Origin of the sequence: Mesorhizobium sp. M1307, from assembly GCF_040318155.1 — a bacterium.
Lineage (GTDB): Bacteria > Pseudomonadota > Alphaproteobacteria > Rhizobiales > Rhizobiaceae > Mesorhizobium.
Map to the genome: position 1 here is coordinate 349,984 of NZ_JAMYLR010000001.1, position 24,046 is coordinate 374,029.

General features: G+C 61.5%; 23 protein-coding genes and 1 pseudogene. 7 read left to right on the forward strand and 17 right to left on the reverse strand.

Going from position 1 to position 24,046, the window contains the following annotated elements; genetic code table 11:
- Window positions 1–12 precede the first annotated feature (12 nt).
- The 6 genes from NKH16_RS01705 to NKH16_RS01730 form a co-directional block, all read right to left on the reverse strand.
- Window positions 13–480: a DUF1203 domain-containing protein gene (locus NKH16_RS01705; RefSeq protein WP_352471826.1), complete on the reverse strand. Its 468-nt coding sequence runs from the start codon at window positions 478–480 to the stop codon at window positions 13–15.
- A 77-nt stretch (window positions 481–557) separates the two neighbouring features.
- Entirely contained in the window at window positions 558–1,364 is an 807-nt protein-coding gene (gene dapB / locus NKH16_RS01710; RefSeq protein ID WP_352747279.1) for a 4-hydroxy-tetrahydrodipicolinate reductase, read from the reverse strand.
- 150 nt (window positions 1,365–1,514) lie between these two features.
- Window positions 1,515–2,078, reverse strand: a complete 564-nt coding sequence (locus NKH16_RS01715; protein ID WP_352448953.1) for a GNAT family N-acetyltransferase — start codon at window positions 2,076–2,078, stop codon at window positions 1,515–1,517.
- Between the two features lie 5 nt (window positions 2,079–2,083).
- Entirely contained in the window at window positions 2,084–2,935 is an 852-nt protein-coding gene (gene sseA, locus NKH16_RS01720) for a 3-mercaptopyruvate sulfurtransferase (RefSeq protein ID WP_352747282.1), read from the reverse strand.
- A 35-nt stretch (window positions 2,936–2,970) separates the two neighbouring features.
- A complete protein-coding gene (locus NKH16_RS01725; RefSeq protein ID WP_352705485.1) occupies window positions 2,971–3,714 on the reverse strand; it encodes an alanyl-tRNA editing protein in 744 nt (247 codons plus the stop codon).
- Window positions 3,714–4,748 (reverse strand): cysteine synthase A, encoded by a 1,035-nt coding sequence (locus tag NKH16_RS01730; RefSeq protein WP_352747285.1) that lies wholly within the window; start codon window positions 4,746–4,748, stop codon window positions 3,714–3,716. Before NKH16_RS01730 ends, NKH16_RS01725 begins: the two co-directional genes overlap by 1 nt.
- 215 nt (window positions 4,749–4,963) lie before the next feature.
- Here NKH16_RS01730 and NKH16_RS01735 point away from each other — a divergent pair, with 215 nt between their 5' ends.
- Together NKH16_RS01735 and NKH16_RS01740 are read left to right on the forward strand one after the other, a co-directional pair.
- Window positions 4,964–5,785 carry an SDR family NAD(P)-dependent oxidoreductase gene (locus NKH16_RS01735; protein WP_352747288.1) on the forward strand — a complete coding sequence of 274 codons (822 nt, stop codon included), beginning with the start codon at window positions 4,964–4,966 and terminating at the stop codon, window positions 5,783–5,785.
- Window positions 5,786–5,813: 28 nt separating this feature from the next.
- Window positions 5,814–5,965, forward strand: a pseudogene (locus NKH16_RS01740) (alpha/beta hydrolase); the annotation flags it as partial.
- Window positions 5,966–6,067: 102 nt separating this feature from the next.
- Here NKH16_RS01740 and NKH16_RS01745 read toward each other — a convergent pair.
- Window positions 6,068–7,486, reverse strand: a complete 1,419-nt coding sequence (locus NKH16_RS01745; protein WP_352705481.1) for a DEAD/DEAH box helicase — start codon at window positions 7,484–7,486, stop codon at window positions 6,068–6,070.
- Between the two features lie 388 nt (window positions 7,487–7,874).
- On the opposite strand from NKH16_RS01745, the gene NKH16_RS01750 reads away from it, so the two are divergent.
- Window positions 7,875–9,407, forward strand: coding sequence for an acyl-CoA carboxylase subunit beta (locus tag NKH16_RS01750; RefSeq protein WP_352898063.1), 1,533 nt, complete (start codon window positions 7,875–7,877; stop codon window positions 9,405–9,407).
- A gap of 6 nt (window positions 9,408–9,413) precedes the next feature.
- Window positions 9,414–10,484: a M48 family metallopeptidase gene (locus NKH16_RS01755; RefSeq protein ID WP_352748814.1), complete on the forward strand. Its 1,071-nt coding sequence runs from the start codon at window positions 9,414–9,416 to the stop codon at window positions 10,482–10,484.
- A gap of 44 nt (window positions 10,485–10,528) precedes the next feature.
- Here NKH16_RS01755 and NKH16_RS01760 read toward each other — a convergent pair whose 3' ends face one another.
- Together NKH16_RS01760 and NKH16_RS01765 are read right to left on the reverse strand one after the other, a co-directional pair.
- On the reverse strand, window positions 10,529–12,535 hold the full coding sequence (locus NKH16_RS01760; protein WP_352748812.1) for a hypothetical protein: 2,007 nt from the start codon (window positions 12,533–12,535) through the stop codon (window positions 10,529–10,531).
- Window positions 12,532–14,070: an NAD(P)H-hydrate dehydratase gene (locus NKH16_RS01765; RefSeq protein ID WP_352748810.1), complete on the reverse strand. Its 1,539-nt coding sequence runs from the start codon at window positions 14,068–14,070 to the stop codon at window positions 12,532–12,534. The genes NKH16_RS01760 and NKH16_RS01765 overlap by 4 nt, the downstream gene beginning before the upstream one ends.
- Window positions 14,071–14,427: 357 nt before the next feature.
- Between NKH16_RS01765 and NKH16_RS01770 the strand changes: the two genes are divergently transcribed.
- The gene (locus NKH16_RS01770) at window positions 14,428–14,766 is read left to right on the forward strand and encodes a P-II family nitrogen regulator (protein WP_019857988.1); all 339 of its coding nucleotides are present in this window, start codon (window positions 14,428–14,430) and stop codon (window positions 14,764–14,766) included.
- 54 nt (window positions 14,767–14,820) lie between these two features.
- Window positions 14,821–16,230, forward strand: coding sequence for a type I glutamate--ammonia ligase (gene glnA, locus NKH16_RS01775; RefSeq protein ID WP_023675115.1), 1,410 nt, complete (start codon window positions 14,821–14,823; stop codon window positions 16,228–16,230).
- Window positions 16,231–16,346: 116 nt separating this feature from the next.
- Here the strand turns inward: glnA and NKH16_RS01780 are convergent, their stop codons facing one another.
- Entirely contained in the window at window positions 16,347–17,387 is a 1,041-nt protein-coding gene (locus NKH16_RS01780; RefSeq protein ID WP_352748807.1) for a glutamine synthetase beta-grasp domain-containing protein, read from the reverse strand.
- A gap of 319 nt (window positions 17,388–17,706) precedes the next feature.
- On the opposite strand from NKH16_RS01780, the gene NKH16_RS01785 reads away from it, so the two are divergent.
- Window positions 17,707–17,901, forward strand: a complete 195-nt coding sequence (locus NKH16_RS01785; RefSeq protein ID WP_352451032.1) for a DUF2735 domain-containing protein — start codon at window positions 17,707–17,709, stop codon at window positions 17,899–17,901.
- Window positions 17,902–17,985: 84 nt separating this feature from the next.
- Here the strand turns inward: NKH16_RS01785 and NKH16_RS01790 are convergent, their stop codons facing one another.
- The 7 genes from NKH16_RS01790 to crcB (NKH16_RS01820) form a co-directional block, all read right to left on the reverse strand.
- Complete coding sequence (locus NKH16_RS01790; protein WP_352748805.1) at window positions 17,986–19,875, reverse strand: MFS transporter; 1,890 nt, start codon at window positions 19,873–19,875, stop codon at window positions 17,986–17,988.
- A gap of 187 nt (window positions 19,876–20,062) precedes the next feature.
- A complete protein-coding gene (locus NKH16_RS01795; RefSeq protein WP_352748802.1) occupies window positions 20,063–20,854 on the reverse strand; it encodes an ATP12 family chaperone protein in 792 nt (263 codons plus the stop codon).
- Between the two features lie 2 nt (window positions 20,855–20,856).
- Entirely contained in the window at window positions 20,857–21,714 is an 858-nt protein-coding gene (locus tag NKH16_RS01800; protein ID WP_502895045.1) for a DMT family transporter, read from the reverse strand.
- A 68-nt stretch (window positions 21,715–21,782) separates the two neighbouring features.
- On the reverse strand, window positions 21,783–22,763 hold the full coding sequence (locus tag NKH16_RS01805; RefSeq protein WP_352823272.1) for an RluA family pseudouridine synthase: 981 nt from the start codon (window positions 22,761–22,763) through the stop codon (window positions 21,783–21,785).
- Window positions 22,764–22,825: 62 nt separating this feature from the next.
- Window positions 22,826–23,164, reverse strand: coding sequence for a DUF190 domain-containing protein (locus NKH16_RS01810; protein WP_254817158.1), 339 nt, complete (start codon window positions 23,162–23,164; stop codon window positions 22,826–22,828).
- Window positions 23,161–23,532 carry a fluoride efflux transporter CrcB gene (gene crcB / locus NKH16_RS01815; RefSeq protein ID WP_245274632.1) on the reverse strand — a complete coding sequence of 124 codons (372 nt, stop codon included), beginning with the start codon at window positions 23,530–23,532 and terminating at the stop codon, window positions 23,161–23,163. The genes NKH16_RS01810 and crcB (NKH16_RS01815) overlap by 4 nt, the downstream gene beginning before the upstream one ends.
- Window positions 23,533–23,654: 122 nt before the next feature.
- Window positions 23,655–24,041, reverse strand: a complete 387-nt coding sequence (gene crcB / locus NKH16_RS01820; protein ID WP_352593858.1) for a fluoride efflux transporter CrcB — start codon at window positions 24,039–24,041, stop codon at window positions 23,655–23,657.
- Window positions 24,042–24,046: the final 5 nt, after the last annotated feature.

The window sequence follows — 24,046 nt, forward strand, 5'->3', positions numbered from 1 at the left end:
CAGCCTGTCCGGTTACGCGCGGTCGATCCGGCACTGATAACAATTGTTGCGCGCCGAGCGGATGTGGACGTAAGCGATGTCGTCGCGTTCGAACAACGTCTCTGCCCGTGCGGCAATGGCGTCGGTCGGAATGACGCCGCCGCTGCCGTAAACGATGCGGTCGTCCTTGCCATAACCGCGCACAATGTAATCGCTGCTTTCGAGCATTTCGGGAAGCATTTTCCCCTCGGCGGCGCGTTCGCATTCTTTCGCATGCAGAAAGATCGGCCCCGTTTCGGCATAAGGCTGCAGCTCCGGAAAAGGTCGATAGGCCAAAACAAGATAGGCCTCTCCCAAAGCAATATTTTTCAAGCAATGACGGCAAGGCACGCCGTCGCCATCCGAAATTTGCCGCTCTGGCTTCAAGCCATAAGCATCCGGCCCGCCGCGCTGAAGTGCCCGGACAGCATTGGTTGGCAAGGCTTTGAATTTTAGCGTCATGGCAAAATCTCCGGTGTCGTCGACCGGAAATTATGCTCGCAAGACAGCGTTTCCCACCCGATTCCTGCCGAAATGGATCAATCCATCAGCGCGTCGAGACCACGAACCAGACCTTTGATCTGCTGTACCCGTCTGATGGCGAGCAGCGTGCCCGCCACGTAAGGCGCCGCGGACGAGCCGGCGTCGTGGCGTATGGTCAGCCGCTCGTCTGGCAGACCGAACAGCGCCTCGCAGGACAGGATGTAGGACGGCAGGCGAAGCGCGTGCACTTGCACCCCCTCGCCTGCGCCGACCGCACCACCGCGTGTGGCCGGCACGCCGGAGACCTCGGAGACCGGCTTTGCCGTTGAGGCCTTGCGGATGTCGGCCAGCGCTTCAGCAAGCTCTCGTGCGGTTCCGGAGGGCGCGTCGGGCTTCTTTGCACTAGCATAATCGATGACCTCGACATCCGGCACGTATTTTGCCGCCATAAGTGCAAACCGCTTCATCAGCGTGGCGGTGATGGAAAAGTTGCCAGCGGCAACAACGCCGACGCCATTGGCGCGCGCCGCGGCGTCGATCTCGGCATAGTCGGCAGCTCCCAGTCCCGACGTGCCGATCACCGTGTCCCGTCCGTTGTCGATGGCGAGCAGCACATGGTCTTTCACGACATGCGGCTTGGTAAAGTCGACCAGCACGTCCGACGGCGCCTCCAGCGCCTCGGCCAGCGAGGCCGAAACGGCAATACCATTAGCCGGCATACCAACCAGCAGACCGGAATCCTGCCCCGCTCCGCTGCGTGATACAGCCCCGGCCAGCGCCATGTCGCCTTGCGCCCCGATCGCCGGAACCAGCGCTTTGCCGACCCAGCCGGTCGCGCCGGCCATTACCACGCGTATTGCCATCGTGCGATCCTCCATCACCCATCGGTTTTTAGACGATAGCGATATGGAAAGAGCCAAGCTCATTCAAGTCGGGCTCGCCTTTGAGTGTTGATCCAGAGACTCTGGGACATTGCAAAGACAAGCTGAAGCGCGGATGAACGGGCCTGAAAATCAGGGCCGCATGACGCTGGCCGCGCGCTCGGCAAAAGACATCGGATGTACGACCTCCTTTTTTTGCGCCACTGGCGTAAAGCCGAGTTTTTGATAGAGCGGCAGTGCTGCTGGGTGATCGAGGGTGCAGGTCTGCACCGTCACCCGCTTTGGCCCGTGCGACCATGCCGCGGCGATTGCCGCACCGAGGAACCAGCGGCCGATGCCTTGCCCGGTCGCGTGCTCCATCATTCCGAAATAAGCGAGTTCCACTTCCTCCGGCAAATGCGGCTTGAGGTCGAAGAAGCCGGCCGGCGCACCATCCAGATAAAGCACCCTGATGTCGCGGTCCTCGCGGTGGATGCCCGCCGCAAGCTCCTCGTCGCTCAGCCTCAACACATTGACCCAGTGCCATTTGCGCCCGACCCGATCCATCAAATAGCGGTAGAAATGCAGGGGAATGTCTTTGGTCTTGAGCAGCGCGATCTGGCGGTTGTACGGCAGCGGCGGCGAATAGGCAGGCGGCACATGCATTTCGAGAAACGTCACGGTGACATCGATGTCTTCCAGCGATCCGTCTTCCATCACCGTCAGTCCTTGCCCGTCACGACGGGCGTGTCGGAAAGCCCGCCCCATTCGGTCCATGAACCGTCATAAAGCCTGTTGTCGGCATGGCCAAGCGTCTCCAAAGCTAGCGTGACGGCTGCCGCGGTGACGCCCGACCCGCAGGAGGTGACGACCGGCTTCGACAGGTCGATGCCGGCTCCTTCGATCGCTTTGCGCAGCCTGTCCTTCGGCAACAATTCGCCGTTTTCCGAAAGCGCCGAAAACGGCACGTTGTGCGCGCCCGGCATATGGCCCGAGCGGATGCCGGGGCGCGGCTCCGGCTCGGTGCCGGCAAAACGGCCAGGCGAGCGCGCGTCGGCGATCTGGCTCTCCCCCGTCTCGACGATCCGGCGCATGTCGGCAAGGCTGGCGACGCGGGCGGCATCGAAGTTGGCATAAAACACGCAAGGCGCGATCTTCGTCGGCTCCGCCGTCACCGGCCGTCCGGCGGCTTTCCAACGATCGAAGCCGCCGTCGAGTATATAGACCTGGAACACGCCCATGACGCGAAACAACCACCAGGCGCGCGGTGCAGAAAAGAACCCTGGCCCGTCATAGACAACAATCGTGTCATCGGCCGAAATACCCATCGCGCCGACATATTGCGCGAAATGCTGCGGCGACGGCAGCGTGTGCGGCAGAGCCGCGTCGGGGTCCGAAACCGCATCCTGGTCGAGGAAGCGGGCGCCTGGAATATGCGCTACGTCGTACTCGGCGCGCGCGTCACGCTTTTGCGCCGGCAGATACCAAGACGCGTCGACAATCGTCAGGCCGGGTTCGCCGAGCCGCTTCTGTAACCAATCGGCATCGATGGTGAAAGGACTGTCGTCGGCCATCTCTTCTCTCCTGTCCCGCCCGTCGCAGTCCTACATCAGGCTGGCGGCATAGGACCAAAGCGAATGCGGAAGCGCCGGTTCTCGCGGCCCTTCTTCTCGATCTTGCCGACATGGATCTCGCCGATTTCGCTGGTGCTCTTTACATGGGTGCCGCCGCAAGGCTGGCTGTCGATCGAAGCGTTCTCGCCGATGCAGACCAATCGGATCCTTCCCGTGCCGGCCGGGGGCCGCACATTCTTGGATTTCACCAGGCCCGGATTGGATGCCAGTTCCTCGTCGGAAATGAGCCGGGTGAAGATCGGGTGGTCGGCTCGCACCAGCTCCATCAGTCTGGCCGTCACGTCTTCCTTGGTAAAGCCGGCGTCCGGGATGTCGAAATCAATACGGCTGTCGTCCTCGGAAACCGCGGCGCCGGTGATCGGGAACGGACAGACGACGGTAAGCAGGTGGCAGGCAGAATGCATGCGCATCAGCAACTGCCGCCGCGGCCAGTCGATGGCGAGCCTCATGCGCTCGCCCACCTTTGGAACTGCCTGCTCCGGCGCCGGCACATGGATGATCTCGTCCTTGGTTTCGCCGGTGATCGTAGCGGCAATCGCTATGCCGGTGCCGTCGGCGCGTTCGAGGCTGCCGGTGTCGCCCGGCTGCCCGCCCGATGTGGCGTAAAACACCGTCCGGTCCAGAATGATGCCGCCGCGATCATTGACTGCGACGACGGTGGCGTCGGCCGTTCCCAGATAGGCGTCGTCACGAAACAGCGCTTCGGTCTTGTGCGCCATCACGTAACCCTTTCGAACGGTACCGAAATCGTGCGCTGTTGCTCCATCCAGCCCGGCACCGGCAGCTTCTTTTCGCGCAGGAATTCAGGATTGAACAGCTTCGACTGGTAGCGCGTGCCGTAGTCGCAAAGCATGGTCACGATGGTGTGGCCGGGGCCTAGCTCGCGCGCCAGGCGAATGGTGCCGGCAATGTTGATGCCCGTCGAACCGCCAACGCAAAGCCCCTCCTCCTGGATCAGGTCGAATACGATCGGCAGCGCGTCCTCGTCGGCGATCTGGAAGGCAAAATCGGGTGTAAAGCCTTGGAGGTTGGCGGTGATCCGCCCCTGCCCGATGCCTTCGGTGATCGAACTGCCCTCGGATTTCAGCTCGCCGCTGGTGTAGAAGGAATAGAGCGCTGCCCCCAGCGGATCGGCCAGTGCGATCTTGACCTGGTTGTTTTTGGCCTTCAGCCCGAAACCGACGCCTGCCAGAGTGCCGCCGGAACCGACCGCCGACACGAAACCATCCACCTTGCCGTCGGTCTGGTTCCAGATTTCTTCGGCCGTGGTGCGGATATGGCCGTCACGGTTGGCGACATTGTCGAACTGGTTGGCCCAGATCGCGCCGTTCGGCTCGCTCTTCGCCATCTGCTCGGCCAGCCGGCCCGACAGCTTCACGTAATTGTTCGGGTTCTTGTAAGGCACGGCGGGCACTTCGATGAGCTCGGCGCCGAGCAGTTTGATTGTATCCTTCTTCTCCTGGCTCTGGGTGTCGGGAATGACGATCACCGTGCGGTAGCCGAGCGCCTTGGCAACCAGTGTCAATCCGATGCCGGTATTTCCGGCCGTCCCCTCGACGATGACGCCGCCGGGCCGCAGCAGCCTGCGCTGCTCCGCATCGCGGATGATAAACAGGCCGGCGCGGTCCTTTACCGACTGCCCGGGATTCATGAATTCGGCCTTGCCCAGGATCTCGCAGCCGGTTGCTTCCGAGGCCTTGTTGAGGCGGATCAGGGGCGTGTTGCCGATCACGTCGATCACAGAACGGGGCATGGAGATTCCTTTGTGGGTGCGGCGAAACCCTAGAAACCCGAAGCTTCGGTTTCAAGGCAAGAATTTGCCTGGTCCAGTCGCATTTCGCACACTGCAATTCCTGCAGCCAGGAGCGCCCGACCGGTATTCATTTCAACCATGTACCGAAAAGCACTCTTTTCATTCGATTTCTTCACCGGTAGAGCACAGGCTAAGAAGAGCCGGCGGGGCGCAACATGACACTCTATCGGGCCAATCCGAAGCATGGCGTCGCCTGGATTACGGGCGGCAGCAGCGGTATCGGCCGTTCGCTGGCCAAGGATCTTGCCGCTCGGGGCTATGTCGTCGCGGTGACTGCGCCAGATGACCATCCGATCGATACGCTCATCGTCGAAACGGCGCAGATGGCGGGCCGTGTCGCAGCCTATCCTTGCGACGTGACCGACGAAAAACGCATGGCGAAGACGGTTGCAGCGATCGAGAAAGATCTCGGTCCGATCGTGTTGGCAGTGTTCAACGCTGGAAGCTATATCGCAACGCCGGGCGAGGATCTTGTGGCGCGCAATTTCCGTCGGTCTTTCGAAGTCAATTATTTTGGCATCATCAATGGCCTGCTGCCGGTCATCGAACGCATGCGCGTGCGCTCGCGCGGCCATGTCGTGCTGATCGGTTCGGTCACCGCCTATTTCGGCTGGCCCACCACCGCCGCCTATGGCGGCACCAAGGCGGCGGTCAATATCCTGGCCGAGTCGCTGAAATACGATTTCGACAAGATGAACGTCCGCATCCAGGTGATTAATCCGGGCTTTGTCGACACGCGGCTGACCGAAAAGAACTTCCTGCCGATGCCGGGCTTGATGCCGGTCAATCTGGCCTCGCGCCGCATCGCGCAAGGCATCGAATACGGCGGCTTCGAAGTCACTTTCCCACGCCGCCTGAGTTGGACGCTGAAGTTGCTCAGGATGCTGCCGGGGCCGTTCTGCCGATGGGTGATCAGCACGGTCACCCGCTGGAATGCGCGGCCATTGAATTTCGACCGCAAGCCGCCAGTCGAGTAGGATCGGTGATGGGCGAGCGATCGTGTTTGCGGGTCGCTGGGGCGCCGCACATGAATTGGTGCCGGTCGACGATACCGGCGACCCGGACAACCACGTCATTGCCGGCGACGCGCTGTCGCATCGACCACGGCTTTCCTCGCGCAGCGGATCGTCGTGTCGATCGAGGCGGTGGTAAGGTGACCCAAAGGCCCCCAAGCAAGAGGGCGACCGAAGCATCGCTCCGGTCGCCCTCTTCAATCGTGTGTGACCAAGCCAGGCTTGGCCGACCGCAACACGGTCAGATTATGCGGCCCGCGCTGCTGGCCGCTTGCCGCCGAAGCGGCGCTTGTTATTGCCCTTGAAGGGCTTGGCGCCTTCCGGCTTGCGCTCGCCCGCAAAGGCCGGCTTGTCGCCGAACCGCTTCTTGCCGAAGCCGTTGTTTGCGCCGCTGGGCCGCCTGCCGTCGCGACGGCCATTGTGGTCGTTGCGATCATTGGCCGGTTCGAAGCTGCGCTCGTTCTTCTCGGCGGGATTGCGCTGCGGATCGGGGCTGCCGAGATGGTCGGCAACGATCGGCAGCTTGGTGCGGATGATGCGCTCGACCTGACGCAGCTTGCTGTTTTCAGACGGGTCGCAGAGTGTGATGGCGATGCCGTCCATGCCGTTGCGGCCGGTGCGGCCGATCCGGTGGACATAGCTCTCCGCCTCGTCCGGCAGGTCGAAATTCACCACATGGCTGATGCCGGGCACGTCGATGCCGCGTGCCGCAATGTCGGTCGCCACGAGAATGCGCACCGAACCCTCACGGAAATCGTTGAGTGCCTTCTGACGGGCATTCTGCGACTTGTTGCCGTGGATGACAGCGGCCTTGAAGCCGTCGCGCTCGAGATCCTTGGTCACCCTGTCGGCGCCATGCTTGGTGCGCGAGAAGATGATGACGGACTTCATCGCCTCACCGGCAAGCATGTTGGCCAGCACCTGGCGCTTCTGCTTGGTGCGGGCAAAGACGACACCCTGCACGATTTCGGCTGCCGCGGTGCTGTGAGGAGCGACTTCGACGCGGATCGGGTTCTTCAGCAGGCCTTTCGCCAGTTCGGCGATCTCGGCCGGCATAGTCGCCGAGAACAGCACCGTCTGACGGTCCGGCGCCGTTGCCTTGGCGATGCGCTTCACGTCGTTGATGAAGCCCATGTCGAGCATGCGGTCGCCTTCGTCGAGCACCAGCCATTTGGTGTCGGCAAGCATCAGGTCGCCTTCACGCACAAGGTCGGTCAGCCGACCGGGCGTTGCGATCAGGATGTCGACGCCGGGCGCAACCTTCTTCACCTGGCTGAAGCGCGAGACGCCGCCCAGCACGAGCGCGGTCGATACATGCGCGCCCTTGGCGAGCAGCTTGATCATCTCCTCGATCTGCACCGCGAGTTCACGTGTCGGCGCCAGGATCAGCGCGCGGGCCGTCTTCGGCCGGCGCTTGGTGCCAAGTGCGATGATCTTCGACAGGATCGGCAGCGCGAACGCCGCCGTCTTGCCCGAGCCGGTCTGGGCGATGCCGAAAATGTCGCGGCCTTCGAGCTGCGGCGGGATCGCCTGGGCCTGGATCGGCTTCGGATCGGTAAAGCCGGCGGCATTGGTGGCCTTGAGCAGTGCGCCGGTAATTCCAAGTGCGGCGAAACCGTTCAGTTCCCCAGTGTCCTTACCGGTCAAAGTGTTTTCATTGGTCAAAATATTCTTCTTTCATGCGGCTCCTGGCCGCAAACATCAATGGGCGGCAGGGCGCAACCTGCCGTCGAAAATTGTCATGAAACGACAAGGCGGGCGGACATTATCGTCCGCACGGCTGCGCTGTCGTGCCCGCAGGCATCATGCCACGGGGCTTTTTCGCCACCTTGCCGATCTGTCGGGAAGAGGGAAAACAGACGCAACCAGTCTCATTCGTCGAGAAGGCCGGATTATCCCGGCCCAAGCGCCTATGCCGCCGCATATGGCCCAGTTCCCATCGAAATGCAAGGGGCCCGATGCTGCAGCGCAGCAAAAGCCATGAGGAAGCGGCGCTTGCGCTCTCTCGCGGGCATGATTACCACAATGCAGCTTTCCGTTTCGGGGACCGGTCATGAAGGACGTGCTGAAGGAACTCGAGCGCCGCCGCGAGATCGCCCGCATGGGCGGCGGCCAGGCCCGCATCGACGCCCAGCACAAGAAGGGCAAGCTGACCGCCCGCGAACGCATAGACGTCTTTCTCGACGAGGGCTCGTTCGAGGAGTTCGACATGTATGTCGAGCACCGCTCGACCGATTTCGGCATGGAGAAAACCAAGATCGCCGGCGACGGCGTCGTTACGGGCTGGGGCACCGTCAACGGTCGCCCGGTCTATCTTTTCGCCAAGGATTTCACCGTGTTCGGCGGCTCGCTGTCCGAGGCGCATGCCGAAAAGGTGGTCAAGGTCCAGGAGATGGCGCTGCGCAATCGCGCGCCGATCATCGGCCTTTACGACGCCGGCGGCGCCCGCATCCAGGAAGGCGTGGCGGCGCTCGGCGGCTATGCCGAGATCTTCCAGCGCAATGTACTGGCCTCTGGCGTCATCCCGCAGATTTCACTGATCATGGGCCCCTGCGCCGGCGGCGATGTCTATTCGCCGGCGATGACTGACTTCATCTTCATGGTTCGCGAAACCTCCTACATGTTCGTCACCGGGCCGGATGTGGTGAAGACCGTCACCAACGAGACGGTCACCGCCGAAAGCCTCGGCGGCGCTTCTATCCACACGACGAAGTCCTCGATCGCCGACGGAGCCTACGACAATGACGTCGAGGCGCTGCTGCAGATGCGCCGGCTGGTCGATCTGCTGCCCGCTTCCAACACGGCGGAAATTCCCGAGATCGAATGCTACCAGTCGGTCACCGATCACGATCTGTCGCTCGACAGGCTGATCCCCGACAATGCCAACAAACCCTACGACATCAAAGAGTTGATCCTTAAAGTTGCCGACGAGGGTGACTTCTTCGAGATCCAGCAGAATTTTGCGAAAAACATCGTCACCGGCTTCGGCCGTATCGAGGGCCGCACCGTCGGCTTCGTCGCCAACCAGCCGATGGTGCTGGCCGGCGTGCTCGATTCGGATGCCAGCCGCAAGGCGGCTCGTTTCGTGCGATTCTGCGACTGCTTCTCGATCCCGATCGTCACCTTCGTCGACGTGCCGGGCTTCTTGTCCGGCACCCCGCAGGAATATGGTGGGTTGATCAAGCACGGCGCCAAGCTTCTGTTCGCCTATGCCGAAGCGACCGTGCCAAAGATCACCGTCATCACCAGAAAGGCCTATGGCGGCGCCTATGACGTCATGGCGTCAAAGCATTTGCGCGGTGACATGAACTATGCCTGGCCAACGGCGCAGATTGCGGTGATGGGCGCCAGGGGCGCAGTCGAGATCATCTATCGCAAGGATATCGGCGACGCGGAGAAAATTGCAGCGCACACAAAAGCTTACGAGGATCGCTTCCTGTCCCCCTTCGTTGCCGCCGAGCGTGGCTATGTCGACGAGGTGATCATGCCGCATTCGACCCGCCGCCGCATCGCCCGCGCGCTCAGGATGCTGCGCAACAAGGATATGCAAAACCCCTGGAAGAAGCACGACAACATTCCGCTGTGAGGGTTGATGTCGCGCCTGGTCCTCTATGTAGGAGCGCGTTTCGGCAGGTTTGCCATCCTGCTCTTCGCCCTGCCGCTGTTTTGCCCAATACTCCTGTGGTTCTGGTTCCTCGATTGCTATCCGCTCGCTGTCATCGCGACTGGCGTTGTTGCGATCCCGGCCGCGATGCTGGCCATCGTTCTGTTGATCGGGACATTGTTCGCTGGTTTTCGACCCAGCAAGGTGGACGGGATTACTCGGGAATCAGCCCCGAAATTGTGGGCTGTCTGGGAGAGTATTGCCGGCAAACACCGCGCCAGCCGCACGAACATCATCCTGAGCGACGATCTCAACGCTAGCATCGGTGAAGAGCGGCCGTTTCTGGGCCTGCTTGGTCGCAGGGCAATTCTCACCGTGGGCCTGCCGCTGCTCGCAGCGACCGACCAAAAGGGGTTTGCGGCGATCTTGGCCCATGAGGACGCCCATCTGAAAAATAAAGATACAAATGGCGGGCTCAACCTGGCCGAACTCGAAATGAGCTTCGATCTAATCTTCGACTTCGCCCCACCGGGAAAAACCGTTTCGGGCAGCCTGTTCTACTGGATGCTTGGCCCGCTGTCGCGCACGCTGGAGCGCGAAGAAATACGGTTGTCGCGGCGGGCGGAAATTGACGCAGATCGTCATGCAGCGATGTCCGGCGATGCATATGAAACGGCGCGCGCCATGCTGCTGATCGGTGCTGCCAGTGCGCTCTTCGATGACCAAGTGTATATTCCGCTTAAACGTGAACTGCTTGGCACCATGGTACCGCCTCGTCCACCACTTGAAAGAGTTCTGGCGGCCGCCAGTCACCTGTCGAGGCTTCCCATCCTGCAAGAATATGCGCAAAAGGCCTGGGACGCGCCAGATAACGAAAGCGCGGATCATCCGCCCTGGTCCGAACGTTTGACTGCTCTTGGATTTAGCTCGGCTCCAGAGATAAAACCAGTTCTGGTTTCCGCCTTGTCGAGCCTGCTGAGCGATGAGATCGTCGCCGAACATGTCCGCCATTTCGACGGCGAATGGACATCGAAGATCGCCGACTATCTCGATCGATAGCTATCCACCTGAAACTATAGCGGCTAATGCCCAGTCGGCGCAGGCTATTCCGCTTCCGCTGCTCCGAACCCGGCTCCCATCGTCGCGCGGACGGCGCCCGACCACGGCGTGGCGTGATTGTCGATGCGCATCTGGAAGATGAAATAGGTCGGCGAGCAGAAGCCGATGCCCTTCACTTTGCCGATACCGGGTGTATCGGGCGGCAGCGACTGACACATGTAATCCTCGCGGCAGAAATGGTCGGCCGAGCAGGCAGGACGATTGCCGCGATTGACGGCGCCGCCCAGGCACTGGTCGAAATTATTGGTCGCCACGCAGGTGTCGAATTTTTTGCCGCCGACCAGCCCGCAAATCTCGTTCGGCATCGGCTTGCCCGTCTTGAAGGCGGCAAAGCTGCGATCCCGGTCGTCGCAGCCGCGATAGGCGATACCCGCCGGCACACCGATCTTCGGCGGTCGGCAGGTGTAGGCGGCGCGCGAAATGCTTGGTGCGAACGCGGCGAACTGACTGGTGATGGTATAGTGGTCATTGAAAGGCTGTGCCGGGTTGCTGGCGATGTATCCCGTTAAACAGGGGTGGCCGGAAAACATGTCTTCGCTGTCCTTGGGCAACAGGCATTGCGCCAGCTTGGTGCGCACGCCGGACGCGGTTGCCAGCGGCGTGCAGACGGTGCCGGCGCCGCATTGCCATGTTGCGCCGAAGCGGGCCGCATCCGCCGGCATCAGGCACGGCATCGCCATTTCGGCCGGCGAATAGGCGATTTCGCCGGCATCGTTCCAGGTCGCCGGCGGCGCGAACGATAACGGGCGAAAGCGGTTCGGTTCCTTGCCGTCGGCAGTCGCGCGCAGCCAGGCGACGCGGCGCGGGATGTCGGCGTGGAGATGCGGGGAGATGCCGACCTCAATGCGGTTGAGCGGCGAGGTCGTCTTGTCGTCCAGGCCGATGAAATGGAAGCCGGCGGTCGAGCCCGCCTGATGGCAGCCCTGGCAGGCGCCGTTGTCCAGCCGCTCGACCAATGCCTCCGGCGCGCGCACCAGCTTCAGCGCGGAGAAATCGACACCAGCGAAATCCGCGGGCTGGAACAGTGGCGTGAACGGGTGGTTGGCCTGCCTTGCACTGCCGAAGGTCGACCACGAAATGACCTTCCTTGCCAAGAATTCATCGGGGATTTGGTAGACGCCGAGATCGACCGCCGCGACATTGGTGCGGACATAGTCGGCAAGTCTTGCTTTCAGCGCAGCATCTTCGGCGAGACGTGCCGTGTCGGGCGTGTTTTCCAGCGGCTTTTCGCTGACAGCCGCTCCGTCGATGCCGAAAATTCGCATGAGATAGGCAGCCTGCCCGCCGAATTCGGTCTCCTGGCCGGAGGGGAAGCGCACCACTTGCGCATTGAGCTCGAGCTGCTTGAAGGTGAGCGCCGTCCTTTCCAGCGGCCCACCGGTCAGCCAGCCGGCATCGACGCTCTCGTCGAGTTGTGGTGCCCAGCGTCCGGCGACGCCGACACAACCGCCGTCGGCATCCGGCGCGGCATCGTAGACGGCACTGAAATTGAACGGCAGGCGCGAGGCCAGAACCTTGCCGTTTTTCTTGAAACTATAGGATAAGCGATAGACGAAGCGCACTTCGCCGCAACTCGTATCGCCTTGCAGCGCGGCGAAGTCGCGCCGGTCGAGCCGGTTGACGATGCCGACGAGGCGGAAGCGCGCGGCATCGGTCCTCAGCCAGCGCATGTCCATGACACGGCCAACATTGCCGTCGGTCACCTCGTAGAGCGGCCGACCACCGGCCTTCATCTCGGCCCGCAATGCCGCGACGTCGCTTGCAATCGTTTCGACGATCGCGTGATAGGCCGGCGCCTTGTCGTAAAGCGTCTTCAAATCGCCCTTGCCATCGACGCCGAAAATGCCGGCGAGGCCAAAGCCCTTGGCATCGAGAGCAGCAAGCACTGCTGGATCATCGACGATGGTCACCGGCTGCTCAGCGGCATTCGCCGACAGTGTCGTCAAAGCGGCCATGACAAGCGTGGTGAGAAGGAGAGCAAGGCGTCTCATAGAAGGTCCGGTTGGCTCTCGACCAATTCGCGCAACAACGGCACCAGAGCCAGCGGCAAATCCTCAGCGATCAACCCTGGACCGAAGCGCCTGCCGGCCTCGGCATGGATCCAGACCGCGGCGCAGGCGGCCTGGAAAGCCCGCATCCCCTGCGCCAGCAGCGCGGCAACGATGCCCGCCAGAACATCGCCTGACCCGGCTGTTGCCAGCCAGGGCGCGCCGTTGGCGTTGATCGCCGCCCGGCCGTCCGGCGCCGCGATCACCGAGTCGGCGCCCTTGTAGACAATGACTGCATTGGCACGCGCTGCGGCGGCGCGGGCCTTGGCGAGCTTTGACTGCTTCTTCGATTTGGCAATGTCGGGAAAAAGCCTGGCGAATTCGCCTTCATGCGGCGTCAGCACCAGACTTGGTGCGAAGGTTCGATGTGCTGCTTCAAAGAGAACATCTGGAGCGTCGCGAAACGAAGTCAGGCCATCGGCATCAAGCACAATGCCTCCAAACAGGCCCATGCGTTTGAAATCATAGACCTCGTCCTGCTCGAGCAACCGCAAGACGAAGTCGCGGGCTTTTTCGCCGACTCCGAATCCGGGGCCGAGAACGAACGCAGTATGCTGCCTTTCGTTGATGAACTCGCCTGCGTCCGCCACCGTATCTACCGCACGCAGCATGATCGAGGTCAGATGCGCGGCGTTCACCTGCATGGCATCGCTAGGCGAAAGCACGGTCACTGCCCCTGCTCCGCTTCTGGCCGCGGCCATCGCTGACAATCTTGCCGCACCAGTCGCATTCGGCCCGCCCGAAAAAACGCCGACTTGGCCGCGTTTGTATTTGTGCGTATCGGCAGACGTTCTCGGAAACTCCCATCGTAGCCAGAGGTCCGGCGTGTTCTCGAACGTCTTGATCTTGAGTTGGTCGACGATCCCATCCGGAATCCCGATATCAGCGACAATGATTTCGCCGCACATACTGCGTCCTGGCATCAGTAGATGGCCTGGCTTTTTCCGCACGAAGGTCACAGTCACCGCAGCGTCGAAATAGGCATTGGTCAATCCGCTCTCGCCCGACACGCCGGATGGCAGGTCGATTGAGACGACTGGCACTTTCTCCGCTGCGCTGCGGCCCGAGACGGCTGACGCATGTAGGGAAATATCCTTCGACAGACCTGCACCGTAGAGCGCGTCCACGACCACTTCACCCGCTTCTGGATAACAATGGGCAATATGGTTCACCGGCAGGTCGCAAGCTTCGGCCGCCAACGCCGCATCGCTCCCCGCTTTCTGCTTGCCTTCGGCCCAAACGGCGACCTTCATCCCGGCCTCTGCCAACAACCGCGCCACGACATAGCCGTCGCCGCCATTGTTGCCGGGGCCGCAAAGCACGTGGACGCGCGTTGCGTTCGGGTAGCGCTTGAGTACTACGGCAGCAACCGCAGCACCGGCATTGCGCATCAGGCCGATGCCGTCGAATGGACCAGCGGCAATCGCCAGCCGGTCGGCCTCGGCCATGTCGGACGGAGACAGAAGCTCATTGCTCATGCGGGCGACATGCACATCATTTCCCCAAGCATTGTCCAGTTTTTGATCCGACGCAAACAACGAAGGTCCCCAAGCAATTTGGCGGCGTACATCATTCGGGACGACGGCGCGCAGCTGCCCATGAAATACCCGATCTGCCCAATTTTTGTGCGGACGGCAGGACCGGCGGTGTGTAGGCTCGCGGCGTTCATGGCGCATCCGACGCAGGGAATGACGCGAATGTACATTCCCGCGTAGCATGGTATCCAAATCATGTGAGCCCACCCGGCACCCCATCAATTGGCACAGTTCGTGCTTGATTGAGGCGCAAGCGGGGCTCACAACCCGTCTTTTTTGGCAGTGGAGGCCACTTTTTACATGAAAAAGATCGAAGCGATCATCAAGCCGTTCAAGCTAGACGAAGTGAAGGAAGCGCTTCAGGAGGCCGGCCTGCAAGGTATCACCGTTACCGAGGCCAAAGGGTTTGGCCGCCAGAAGGGCCATACCGAGCTTTATCGCGGCGCCGAATATGTCGTCGACTTCCTGCCGAAGGTGAAAATCGAAGTCGTGCTCGGCGACGATGCGGTCGAAGCAGCGATCGAAGCCATCCGCAAGGCGGCCCAGACTGGCCGCATCGGCGACGGCAAGATCTTCGTCTCCAATATCGAGGAAGTGGTGCGCATCCGCACCGGCGAAACCGGCATGGACGCCGTCTGAATTTTCCCGTTAAAAGGCCATGTTCAAAACGTCATCACATAGGGAAGCAGGGACATGACGACAGCCAAAGACATCATGAAGCAGATCAAGGACAACGACGTTAAGTTCGTCGATCTGCGCTTCACCGATCCGAAGGGCAAACTGCAGCACGTTACGATGGATGTCGTCGAGGTCGAGGAAGACATGTTTGCCGATGGCGTCATGTTCGACGGTTCCTCGATCGCCGGCTGGAAGGCGATCAACGAGTCCGACATGGTGCTGATGCCGGATTCCGATACGGTGCATATGGACCCGTTCTTCGCGCAGTCGACGATGGTCATCCTGTGCGACATCCTCGATCCGATCTCCGGGGAGTCCTACAATCGCGACCCGCGCGGCACCGCTAAAAAAGCCGAGGCCTACATGAAGGCCGAAGGCATCGGCGACCAGATCTTCGTCGGTCCTGAAGCCGAGTTCTTCGTGTTCGACGACGTCAAGTACAAGGCCGATCCCTACAACACCGGCTTCAGGCTGGATTCGACCGAACTGCCGTCCAATGACGACACCGACTACGAGACCGGCAACCTCGGTCATCGGCCGCGCATCAAGGGCGGCTATTTCCCGGTGCCGCCGGTCGATTCGGCACAGGACATGCGCTCGGAAATGCTCACCGTGCTCGCCGAGATGGGCGTGCGCGTTGAAAAGCACCATCACGAAGTGGCCGCCGCCCAGCACGAGCTCGGCATCAAGTTCGACACGCTGGTCCGCAACGCCGACAAGATGCTGATCTATAAATATGTCGTGCACCAGGTCGCCAACGCCTACGGCAAGACGGCCACTTTCATGCCGAAGCCGGTGTTCGGCGACAATGGCTCGGGCATGCATGTCCACCAGTCGATTTGGAAGGAAGGCAAGCCGACCTTCGCCGGCAACGAATATGCCGGCCTGTCCGAGAGCTGCCTGTTCTACATCGGTGGTATCATCAAGCATGCCAAGGCGATCAACGCCTTTACCAACCCGCTGACCAATTCCTACAAGCGCCTGGTGCCGGGCTATGAAGCGCCGGTGCTGCTCGCCTATTCGGCACGCAACCGCTCGGCCTCGTGCCGCATTCCGTTCGGCTCGTCGCCGAAGGCCAAGCGCGTCGAGGTCCGCTTCCCCGATCCGGGCGCGAACCCCTATCTCGCCTTCGCCGCCATGCTGATGGCCGGCCTTGACGGCATCAAGAACAAGATCCACCCGGGACAGCCGATGGACAAGGATCTCTACGACCTGCCGCCGAAGGAATTGAAGAAAATCCCGACCGTTTGCGGCTCGCTGCGCGAGGCTTTGCAGAGCCTCGACAAGGACCGCGGCTTCCTGAAGGCCGGCGGCGTCTTCGACGACGACCAGATCGACAGCTACATCGAGCTCAAGATGGCCGAGGTGATGCGCTTCGAAATGACCCCGCATCCGGTCGAATACGATATGTATTATTCGGTGTGATCCGGATTGTTGCAGCCAATAGAAAAAACCCCGGCAGAGACGCCGGGGTTTTTTATTGTGATGCGATTGGAGAGAAAGTCACAGCGCAGACCTGAGGTCCACGCCGTGACGAATGCTCAAGCCGCGGCCGAAACCTCGGCGCTGGTCGGGACGGAGGCGATCGTCTTCAATATCTGCGAGGCGATCTGGTAGGGGTCGCCCTGCGAGTTCGGCCGGCGATCCTCGAGATAGCCCTTGTAGCCGTTGTTGATGAAGGAGTGCGGCACGCGAATCGAGGCGCCGCGATCGGCGATGCCGTAGCTGAACCTGTTCCACGGCGCAGTCTCGTGCTTGCCGGTCAAACGCTTGTCGTTGTCCGGCCCGTAGACGGCGATGTGATCCATCAGGTTTTTGTCGAAGGCTGCCATCAGCGCCTCGAAATAGCCCTTGCCGCCGACTTCGCGCATATAAGCGGTCGAGAAGTTGGCATGCATTCCCGAGCCGTTCCAGTCGGTGCCGCCGAGCGGCTTGCAGTGGTATTCGATGTCGATGCCGTACTTCTCGGTCAGGCGCTGCATCAAATAGCGCGCCATCCACATCTGGTCGGCGGCCTTCTTGGAGCCCTTGCCGAAGATCTGGAATTCCCACTGGCCTTTGGCCACCTCCGCGTTGATGCCTTCGTGATTGATGCCGGCGGCAAGGCAAAGGTCGAGATGCTCCTCGACGATCTGCCTGGCGACGGAGCCGACATTGCTGTAGCCGACGCCAGTGTAGTACGGGCCTTGCGGCGCCGGATAGCCACTCTCGGGGAAGCCGAGCGGGCGGCCGTCCTTGTAGAAGAAATATTCCTGCTCGAAGCCGAACCAGGCGCCCTCGTCGTCGAGAATGGTGGCGCGCTTGTTGGACGCATGCGGCGTCACGCCGTCCGGCATCATGACCTCGCACATGACGAGAGCGCCATTGGTGCGGGCGGGATCGGGATAAACGGCGACCGGCTTCAAAACGCAGTCGGAGCTGTGGCCCTCGGCCTGCATGGTCGAAGAACCGTCGAAGCCCCACAGCGGAAGCTGGTCGAGCGTCGGAAACTCGGCATAGTCCTTGACCTGCGTCTTTCCGCGAAGATTGGGAACCGGGGTGTATCCATCGAGCCAAATGTACTCGAGCTTGTATTTCGTCATTCTAGCCTCTCGTTGCTTGATCACCGAACCCTGGATGGCGCCGGGGCGAGCCGGCCTATCCAGCAGCCGACCTGCCGGATTACTAAAATGCAATTCGTGTGCCATTCTCGCCGGCGATGGATGCGGCAAAAGTGAGGTTGTATCCGCCCAAAATCGCTGGTCCGCCGTCATGCTGCGCTCGGATCATCCACAAGCATATTTTGCACAAATAATGTGCAAGTACTGATCTTTTTGTAATCATGTTGCCTATTTTGATTGCTGAACCTATGTTGGGGAAAGGTTGAATCGGCAAGGTTCTGTCGAAGAAAGGAAACCGACAATGGAAATCACTTCCACTCGTCAGTCGGCCAAAATCCTGATGTTCCCGGTGGCAGCGCGCGCTTCTGCCTCAAATTTAAGCGGAAAGGCTAAGTTCGCGGCAGAACTTGCTTCGTTGCGCAACCGCACGGATTTCGGAAGTGCCTGGTATCATGAAGCAGCGATCGAGGAAGCGAACCAGGATCGGAAGAGCTAGGCTTCTCCGTCCGCGTATTTGATAAATTGGCAAAGCCCGGCGCGATCGCTCGCGCCGGGCTTTGCTTGAGCCGGGACAGGTCGGCTACTGCTTAGTGTGCAGGTCTGTTCCGAGGGTATCCCTGACGAAGATCATGCCGATGATCAGCGACATCGCCGCGATCACCACTGGGTACCAGAGTCCGTAGTAGATATCGCCCTTGTAGGCGCTGAGCGCGAACACCGTCGCCGGCAGCAGCCCGCCGAACCAGCCATTGCCGATATGGTAGGGCAGCGACATGCCGGTGTAGCGGATGCGGGTCGGGAACATCTCGACCAGGATCGCGGCAATAGGCCCGTAGACCATCGTGACGAAGATCACGAGGATGAGCAGGATGCCGATCGTCATCGGCCAGTTGACCGCCGCCGGGTCGGCGAACATGGCAAAGGGACCGCCGCCTGGTACGGTGTAGACGGTGACCTCGGGAGCTCCCGCAGCCTCATCGGCAGTCAGCAGCTTGTCCTTGATCGCCTGGTCGGTCGGAACCATGGCCTTCTCGCCGGCGCGGATCGCGGCCGCATCGAGCTTCAGTTCGGGATTGGCCGCGATGAAGGCTTCGAGCTTCTGATTCGGCACCTTCGCCGCTGCCCGTTTCAGCGGATAGCCGCCGTCCTGAAGCGCCGTGTTTACCGCCTTGGCGAAAGCAGCGTCCTTGGCCTTGGCTTGATCGCCGGCTGCGGTGGCGTCATACGACTCAACCGTCTCGTTGCCGATTTTGACCGACGCAGCAGTGCCGGGCGCTGCCGTGGCCACTACGTCATAAGGCACCGAGTTCTTGGTCAGAAACGAGGTGGCGATATCGCAGGACGTGGTGAACTTCGCCGTGCCCACCGGGTTGAACTGGAACTTGCAGTCTCCCGGTGCCGCGGTCACCGTCGCACGGGTGTTCTGCTGCGCTGTGGCGAGCGCCGGGTTGGCTGCCCAGGTCAGCGCCTTGAACAACGGGAAGGTGCAGACGATCGCCAGTGCAAGGCCGGCCATGATAATCGGCTTGCGGCCGATCTTGTCGGAGAGCCAGCCGAACACGACGAAGAAGATCGAGCCAACAGCCAGAGCAATCGCGATCATGATGTTGACCGATTGCGGATCGACCTTGAGCACGTTCTGCAAGAAGAACAGCGCGTAGAACTGGCCATTGTACCAAACTACGGCCTGACCGGCTGTGAGGCCGAGCAGCGCCAGCAGCGCGATCTTGGCGTTCTTCCACTGACCGAAGGCTTCTGACAGCGGCGCCTTGGAGCCTTTGCCTTCGTCCTTCATGCGCTGGAAGGTCGGCGATTCAGAAAGCGACAGCCGGATCCAGATCGAAATGCCGAGGAGGAGGAAGGAAACGATGAACGGAATGCGCCAGCCCCAGGCGGCGTAGGTTTCCTTGGTCATCGACCCCTGGACGATCAGGATGACGATCAGCGACAGGAATAGGCCGAGCGTTGCCGTCGTCTGTATCCACGACGTGTAGTAGCCGCGGCGATCGTCAGGTGCATGCTCGGCGACATAGGTGGCGGCACCGCCATACTCGCCGCCGAGCGCCAGGCCCTGCAACATGCGCAAGATGATCAGGATCACGGGAGCGGCGATGCCCAAAGTCGCATAGCCAGGCAGCAAGCCGACCAGGAAGGTCGACAGGCCCATGATCGTCATGGTGACAAGGAAAGTGTATTTACGGCCGACAAGGTCGCCGATGCGGCCGAACAGCAATGCGCCGAACGGGCGCACGAGGAAGCCAGCGGCAAACGCCAGCAGCGCGAAAATATTGCGCGTCGCTTCCGGAATGGTTGGACTGAAAAAAGTCGAACCAATGAACACTGCCAGCGAGCCGTAGAGATAAAAATCGTACCATTCGAAAACGGTGCCGAGCGAGGAAGCGAAGATGACCTTCTTCTCCTCGCGCGTCATGCCGCGGCTTGTTTTGCCGGCGGTCGATGCCATTGCCATGAGCGTATCCTCCCGTGTGATTCCGTCAGTCCTCGATGCTGCGCGTCATCGTCCGCGTTTCCTCGGAACGCAGACTCAGTGCAGCCACCAGTACAAAAAATGACAGAAAGCGCCGTCCAGAGGCAGACCGTCTTTGGGATTATGACTTTGGTCTAATGTGCAGTGCGAAATAGAAACGACGGTGCGGTCAGCCTTTGAGAGCTTCGAGCAGCGTGACTGCCGCCATCATGTCGCGCTTGCGGGCCGCGCGGTGCGCGACGGCCTCGGCATCATGGCCCCATTGCTCGGCCTGCCAGTCCTCGTCGACATGACCGGCAGCCCAGGCCGCCTCGCCGTCGAGCTCGCCGAAGTCGACGGCCAGCGCCAGCAGCGCCGATCCGGTCAGCGACGTCATGACGTGGATGGCGGCAAGGCGCAGCGGATCGGCACGTTGGGCAAGATGCTGGCCAAGCAGCGCGATACTCTCGCGCGGCTGTTCGACATGGATCACGCCTTCGGCAAGATGGAACCGGGCGCCGAGCGCGCTGCGCACCCAGTCGATGACCGGATCCCAATGCTCGTTCTGCCGGTCGACGAGTCCTTGGGGCGCATCGGCGCGGTAGCAGAGCAGATCGGACGAGGCAAAGCGCAGGATGTCCTCCAGCACGGCCTGGGGATCACTGGCGACGCCATCGATTGCCGTATTGACCAGACGCATCACCGGCATCGTCACCGGGTCGATGGTCTCCTTCTGTGCGGCGAATTCCTCGGCGACGAGAGCAGCCGCCTTTTCGGTCGGCAGCGCCAGCAGCGCCTTGGCCGGCGTGCGGACGGGCTTGCCATCGAGATGGACGGCAAAACCGTCTTCGACCGGTGCTACCGCGACGGTCTTGTAGAAGCGCTTCGGCAGCGGCGTCTTCATCTGGATCTGGGCGCGACGCACCGGGTCCGGATCAGAGAGCTGCTTTCCAGCTTCGAGGTCGTTTAATATATCGCGCATGCTCATCCGGGACTTTGTTTTCGGACCGGCCGGTTGACGATGATGAGTCCGGCGGCGATCAGGGCGAGTGCCAGGAAGATACGAACGGTCAGCGGCTCGTTCAAGAACACGGCGCCGCACAGCACACCAAACACCGGCGACAGGAAAGTGAAGCTCGACAGTCCAGATGCAGGGTAGCGCCGCAGCAGCCAGAACCACAGCACATAGGTGAACGCGACGACGTAGACGGCCTGGAACAACAGAGCCAAGGTTGGCAAGACGGTAAAGTTGCGGACGGGCGGCCCGGCAAAAGGCATCACCAAAATGCCGACGACGGCGGCCCCGGCCAGCTGATAGAGCAGCAGCTTTTCGGCGCTGGCCGTCACCAGCTTCGACCGCTTGATGACAATATTGGTCACGGCCCACAGAATGCCGGCACCGAGACTGAGCAAATCGCCGCCCAATGTTGCGCCGCCATTGGCGCTCAGTTTATCGGAAAACACCGCGATCAGTCCGGCGAAAGCGAGCAGAAGACCAACGAGCTTGCGTGCCGTGATGCTTTCGCCCAGCAGGAAATGACCGCCGACCAGCATCCAGAACGGCATCGTGTTGACCAGCAAAGTGTTGCGCACGACAGTGGTGTGCTCGAGCCCGACATAGAGAAACAGGAACTCGAGACCGAAAAGCGCGCCTGCCAGGATGCCGGCGACGAGGGTCTTGTCGGGCGTGAACAGCGCAATGCCGCGCCAGCGGCACCAGCCGAAAACACACAGGCCGCCGATGACCGAGCGGGCGATGGACAGGAAAACAGGGTCGTAGCCAGCATAGGAGATCTTGGCGGCAACGTAGTTCAGGCCCCACGAAAAGGTCAGCCCGACCATGATGGCGGCGGCCGCCAGATCGACCGCGTCACGGCGGTCGAGCGTATCTGTGGCGACGCCCACCGCCGCTAGTCCTCCGCGCTCGCGTCGTCGAAACCGAGCAGGTTCCAGCTCTGGCGCATATGCGGCGGCATCGGTGCGGTGACGTCGACAAAGCCCTTGTCGGGATGCGGGATGACGATGCGGCGCGCGTGCAGATGCAGCCGGTTCTGCATGCCGCCTGGAAAATCCCAATTGGTGTCGGCCTCGAAATATTTGGGGTCGCCGATGATCGGGCAACCGATATGGGCGGCATGGACACGAAGCTGGTGGGTGCGCCCGGTATAGGGTTCCATTTCCAGCCAGGACAGGGTCTGCGCCGCCTGCTCGACGATGCGGTAATAGGACACGGCGTGATCGGCGCCCTTTTCGCCATGCTTGGCGATGCGCACACGATCGCCGTCGGCCGTCGGTTCCTTGATCAGCCAGGTCGAGATCTTGTCCTCGCGCTTCGGCGGCACGCCCTTAACCAGCGCCCAGTAGGTTTTCTTCGTCTCACGCGCCCGGAACGCTTCGGCGAGCTTCATGGCGGCGAGCCTTGTACGGGCGACAACCAGCACACCCGACGTGTCGCGGTCGAGCCGGTGCACCAGACGCGGCTTCTCGCCCTTCTGGTTGCGCCAGGCTTCCAGCATGTCGTCGACATTACGGGTGACGCCAGAGCCGCCCTGGACCGCCAGGCCGGCCGGCTTGTTGAAGACGAAGACCTTCGGGTCCTCATGGATCAGCATCTTTGCCAAAACGTCGGCGTCGCCCTGGTTGCGGATCGAATGACCGGTGAGCGGGCTTTCACCTTTCTTGTCGACTTCGAGCGGCGGCACTCGGACCGTCTGGCCGGCTTCGACGCGGGTATCGGCCTTCACCCTGCCGCCGTCGACGCGGATCTGGCCGGAACGCAGCAGCTTCTGCAGATGACCGAAACCGAGACCGGGGAAATGGCTCTTGAACCAGCGGTCGAGCCGCATGCCCGCCTCGCCGGCGTCCACTGTGATCTGTTCAACGCCTGCCATGATTCCAATCGCCGTTTTGCAGGCATGCAACGGCGTTCGCCGGTACCCGCAATCTCACTCGGTTATTCGTTGTCGGTTCCATATTGCAGAACCTGAACTTTCTCCAGCGTAATCAAACCACTTGTCATGATTGTTTCAAGCACGGGCAGGAAAGCGGCCAATTTTTCCTCGTCATCGACGATCTCGATGACGAGTGGCAGATCCTCCGACAGGCGGAGGATCTTCGTGGTGTGAAGCCGGCTGGAATGGCCGAACCCCATCGCGCCGCGCAGGACGGTCGCGCCGGCGATCTGCATTTCGCGGGCCCTCAGCACGATAACCTCATACAGCGGACGGCCATCTGCCTTGTCGTTTTCGCCGATAAATATGCGCAGCAATTGTGCCTGGGTTGGTATCTTCATTGCCTGGACCCTCTCAGCCGGTTGAGCCGAACTGCAAAGATGTGGCCAAGCCAGACGGCGGCAAGCCAGGCCACCACGGAGATCGCGATATTGAGTCCCGCCGCCACAAGCCTCCCGCCTTGCGCGAGGGTGAGTGTTTCAAGGCTGAAAGCGGAGAAGGTCGTCAGGCCGCCGCAGAAGCCGGCCATGAAGAATTGACGTTGCAGCGGACCGGCGAAGACGCGACCATCCGGTCCCGTCAATGTCGCGTAGAAGCCGATGAGGAACGAGCCAACAATGTTGACGAGGAGCGTGCCGAAGGGAAATCCAGCGCCCCACAGGGCAGTGCTCGTCGATGAGGCAAGCGCCCGCAACACACCGCCGATCATGCTGCCTGCGGCTACGGTCGCATAGAGCCGAACCGTTTCGTTGGTTCTGCGACGGCCAATGAGGCGCGCCGCATGCCCTGCCGCAGTGTCCGTCCCGTCGTGGCGGAGCTTCCGCAGGCCGCTCACGGCGCCCCGCCGCCAATCAGAAGACTTCCCGCAGCAAAGCCCAGCGTCACGCCGCCGAGGCTCAGAAAAACCGAAAGCAGCACATTTCCGCCGGCGCGCCGCCATTCGCCCTCGCGCGCCAGCGCCAGCGTCTGCAGGCTGAAGGAAGAAACCGTGGTGTAGCAGCCGAGGCCGCCGGTAACGGTAAAGGCCCAGATGGCGGGCATGCCGTCGCGCGCCACCGCATGCGCAACGACACCGATTGCAAACGCTCCCGAGACGTTGACGGCCATAGTGCCCCAGGGAAAGGTCTCGCCGACCCGGCGGGCGACGAAGCCGGACAGGAAGAAGCGGGCCATTGCACCGATCGCGCCACCAAGGCAGACAAGCAACAGATGATACATCGTGC

Excerpts from the sequence above, each read along its gene's own strand:
- NKH16_RS01795 (WP_352748802.1), bottom strand. The coding sequence starts at position 20,854 with ATGCGCGATATATTAAACGACCTCGAAGCTGGAAAGCAGCTCTCTGAT.
- NKH16_RS01760 (WP_352748812.1), bottom strand. The coding sequence starts at position 12,535 with ATGAGACGCCTTGCTCTCCTTCTCACCACGCTTGTCATGGCCGCTTTG.
- NKH16_RS01790 (WP_352748805.1), bottom strand. The coding sequence starts at position 19,875 with ATGGCAATGGCATCGACCGCCGGCAAAACAAGCCGCGGCATGACGCGC.
- crcB (WP_352593858.1), bottom strand. The coding sequence starts at position 24,041 with ATGTATCATCTGTTGCTTGTCTGCCTTGGTGGCGCGATCGGTGCAATG.
- NKH16_RS01725 (WP_352705485.1), bottom strand. The coding sequence starts at position 3,714 with ATGGCGCACAAGACCGAAGCGCTGTTTCGTGACGACGCCTATCTGGGA.
- NKH16_RS01770 (WP_019857988.1), top strand. The coding sequence starts at position 14,428 with ATGAAAAAGATCGAAGCGATCATCAAGCCGTTCAAGCTAGACGAAGTG.
- NKH16_RS01810 (WP_254817158.1), bottom strand. The coding sequence starts at position 23,164 with ATGAAGATACCAACCCAGGCACAATTGCTGCGCATATTTATCGGCGAA.
- glnA (WP_023675115.1), top strand. The coding sequence starts at position 14,821 with ATGACGACAGCCAAAGACATCATGAAGCAGATCAAGGACAACGACGTT.
- NKH16_RS01785 (WP_352451032.1), top strand. The coding sequence starts at position 17,707 with ATGGAAATCACTTCCACTCGTCAGTCGGCCAAAATCCTGATGTTCCCG.
- NKH16_RS01800 (WP_502895045.1), bottom strand. The coding sequence starts at position 21,714 with ATGGTCGGGCTGACCTTTTCGTGGGGCCTGAACTACGTTGCCGCCAAG.
- dapB (WP_352747279.1), bottom strand. The coding sequence starts at position 1,364 with ATGGCAATACGCGTGGTAATGGCCGGCGCGACCGGCTGGGTCGGCAAA.
- NKH16_RS01715 (WP_352448953.1), bottom strand. The coding sequence starts at position 2,078 with ATGGAAGACGGATCGCTGGAAGACATCGATGTCACCGTGACGTTTCTC.
- NKH16_RS01765 (WP_352748810.1), bottom strand. The coding sequence starts at position 14,070 with ATGAGCAATGAGCTTCTGTCTCCGTCCGACATGGCCGAGGCCGACCGG.
- NKH16_RS01705 (WP_352471826.1), bottom strand. The coding sequence starts at position 480 with ATGACGCTAAAATTCAAAGCCTTGCCAACCAATGCTGTCCGGGCACTT.
- crcB (WP_245274632.1), bottom strand. The coding sequence starts at position 23,532 with ATGATCGGCGGTGTGTTGCGGGCGCTTGCCTCATCGACGAGCACTGCC.
- NKH16_RS01755 (WP_352748814.1), top strand. The coding sequence starts at position 9,414 with ATGTCGCGCCTGGTCCTCTATGTAGGAGCGCGTTTCGGCAGGTTTGCC.
- NKH16_RS01805 (WP_352823272.1), bottom strand. The coding sequence starts at position 22,763 with ATGGCAGGCGTTGAACAGATCACAGTGGACGCCGGCGAGGCGGGCATG.
- NKH16_RS01730 (WP_352747285.1), bottom strand. The coding sequence starts at position 4,748 with ATGCCCCGTTCTGTGATCGACGTGATCGGCAACACGCCCCTGATCCGC.
- NKH16_RS01735 (WP_352747288.1), top strand. The coding sequence starts at position 4,964 with ATGACACTCTATCGGGCCAATCCGAAGCATGGCGTCGCCTGGATTACG.
- NKH16_RS01750 (WP_352898063.1), top strand. The coding sequence starts at position 7,875 with ATGAAGGACGTGCTGAAGGAACTCGAGCGCCGCCGCGAGATCGCCCGC.
- NKH16_RS01780 (WP_352748807.1), bottom strand. The coding sequence starts at position 17,387 with ATGACGAAATACAAGCTCGAGTACATTTGGCTCGATGGATACACCCCG.
- sseA (WP_352747282.1), bottom strand. The coding sequence starts at position 2,935 with ATGGCCGACGACAGTCCTTTCACCATCGATGCCGATTGGTTACAGAAG.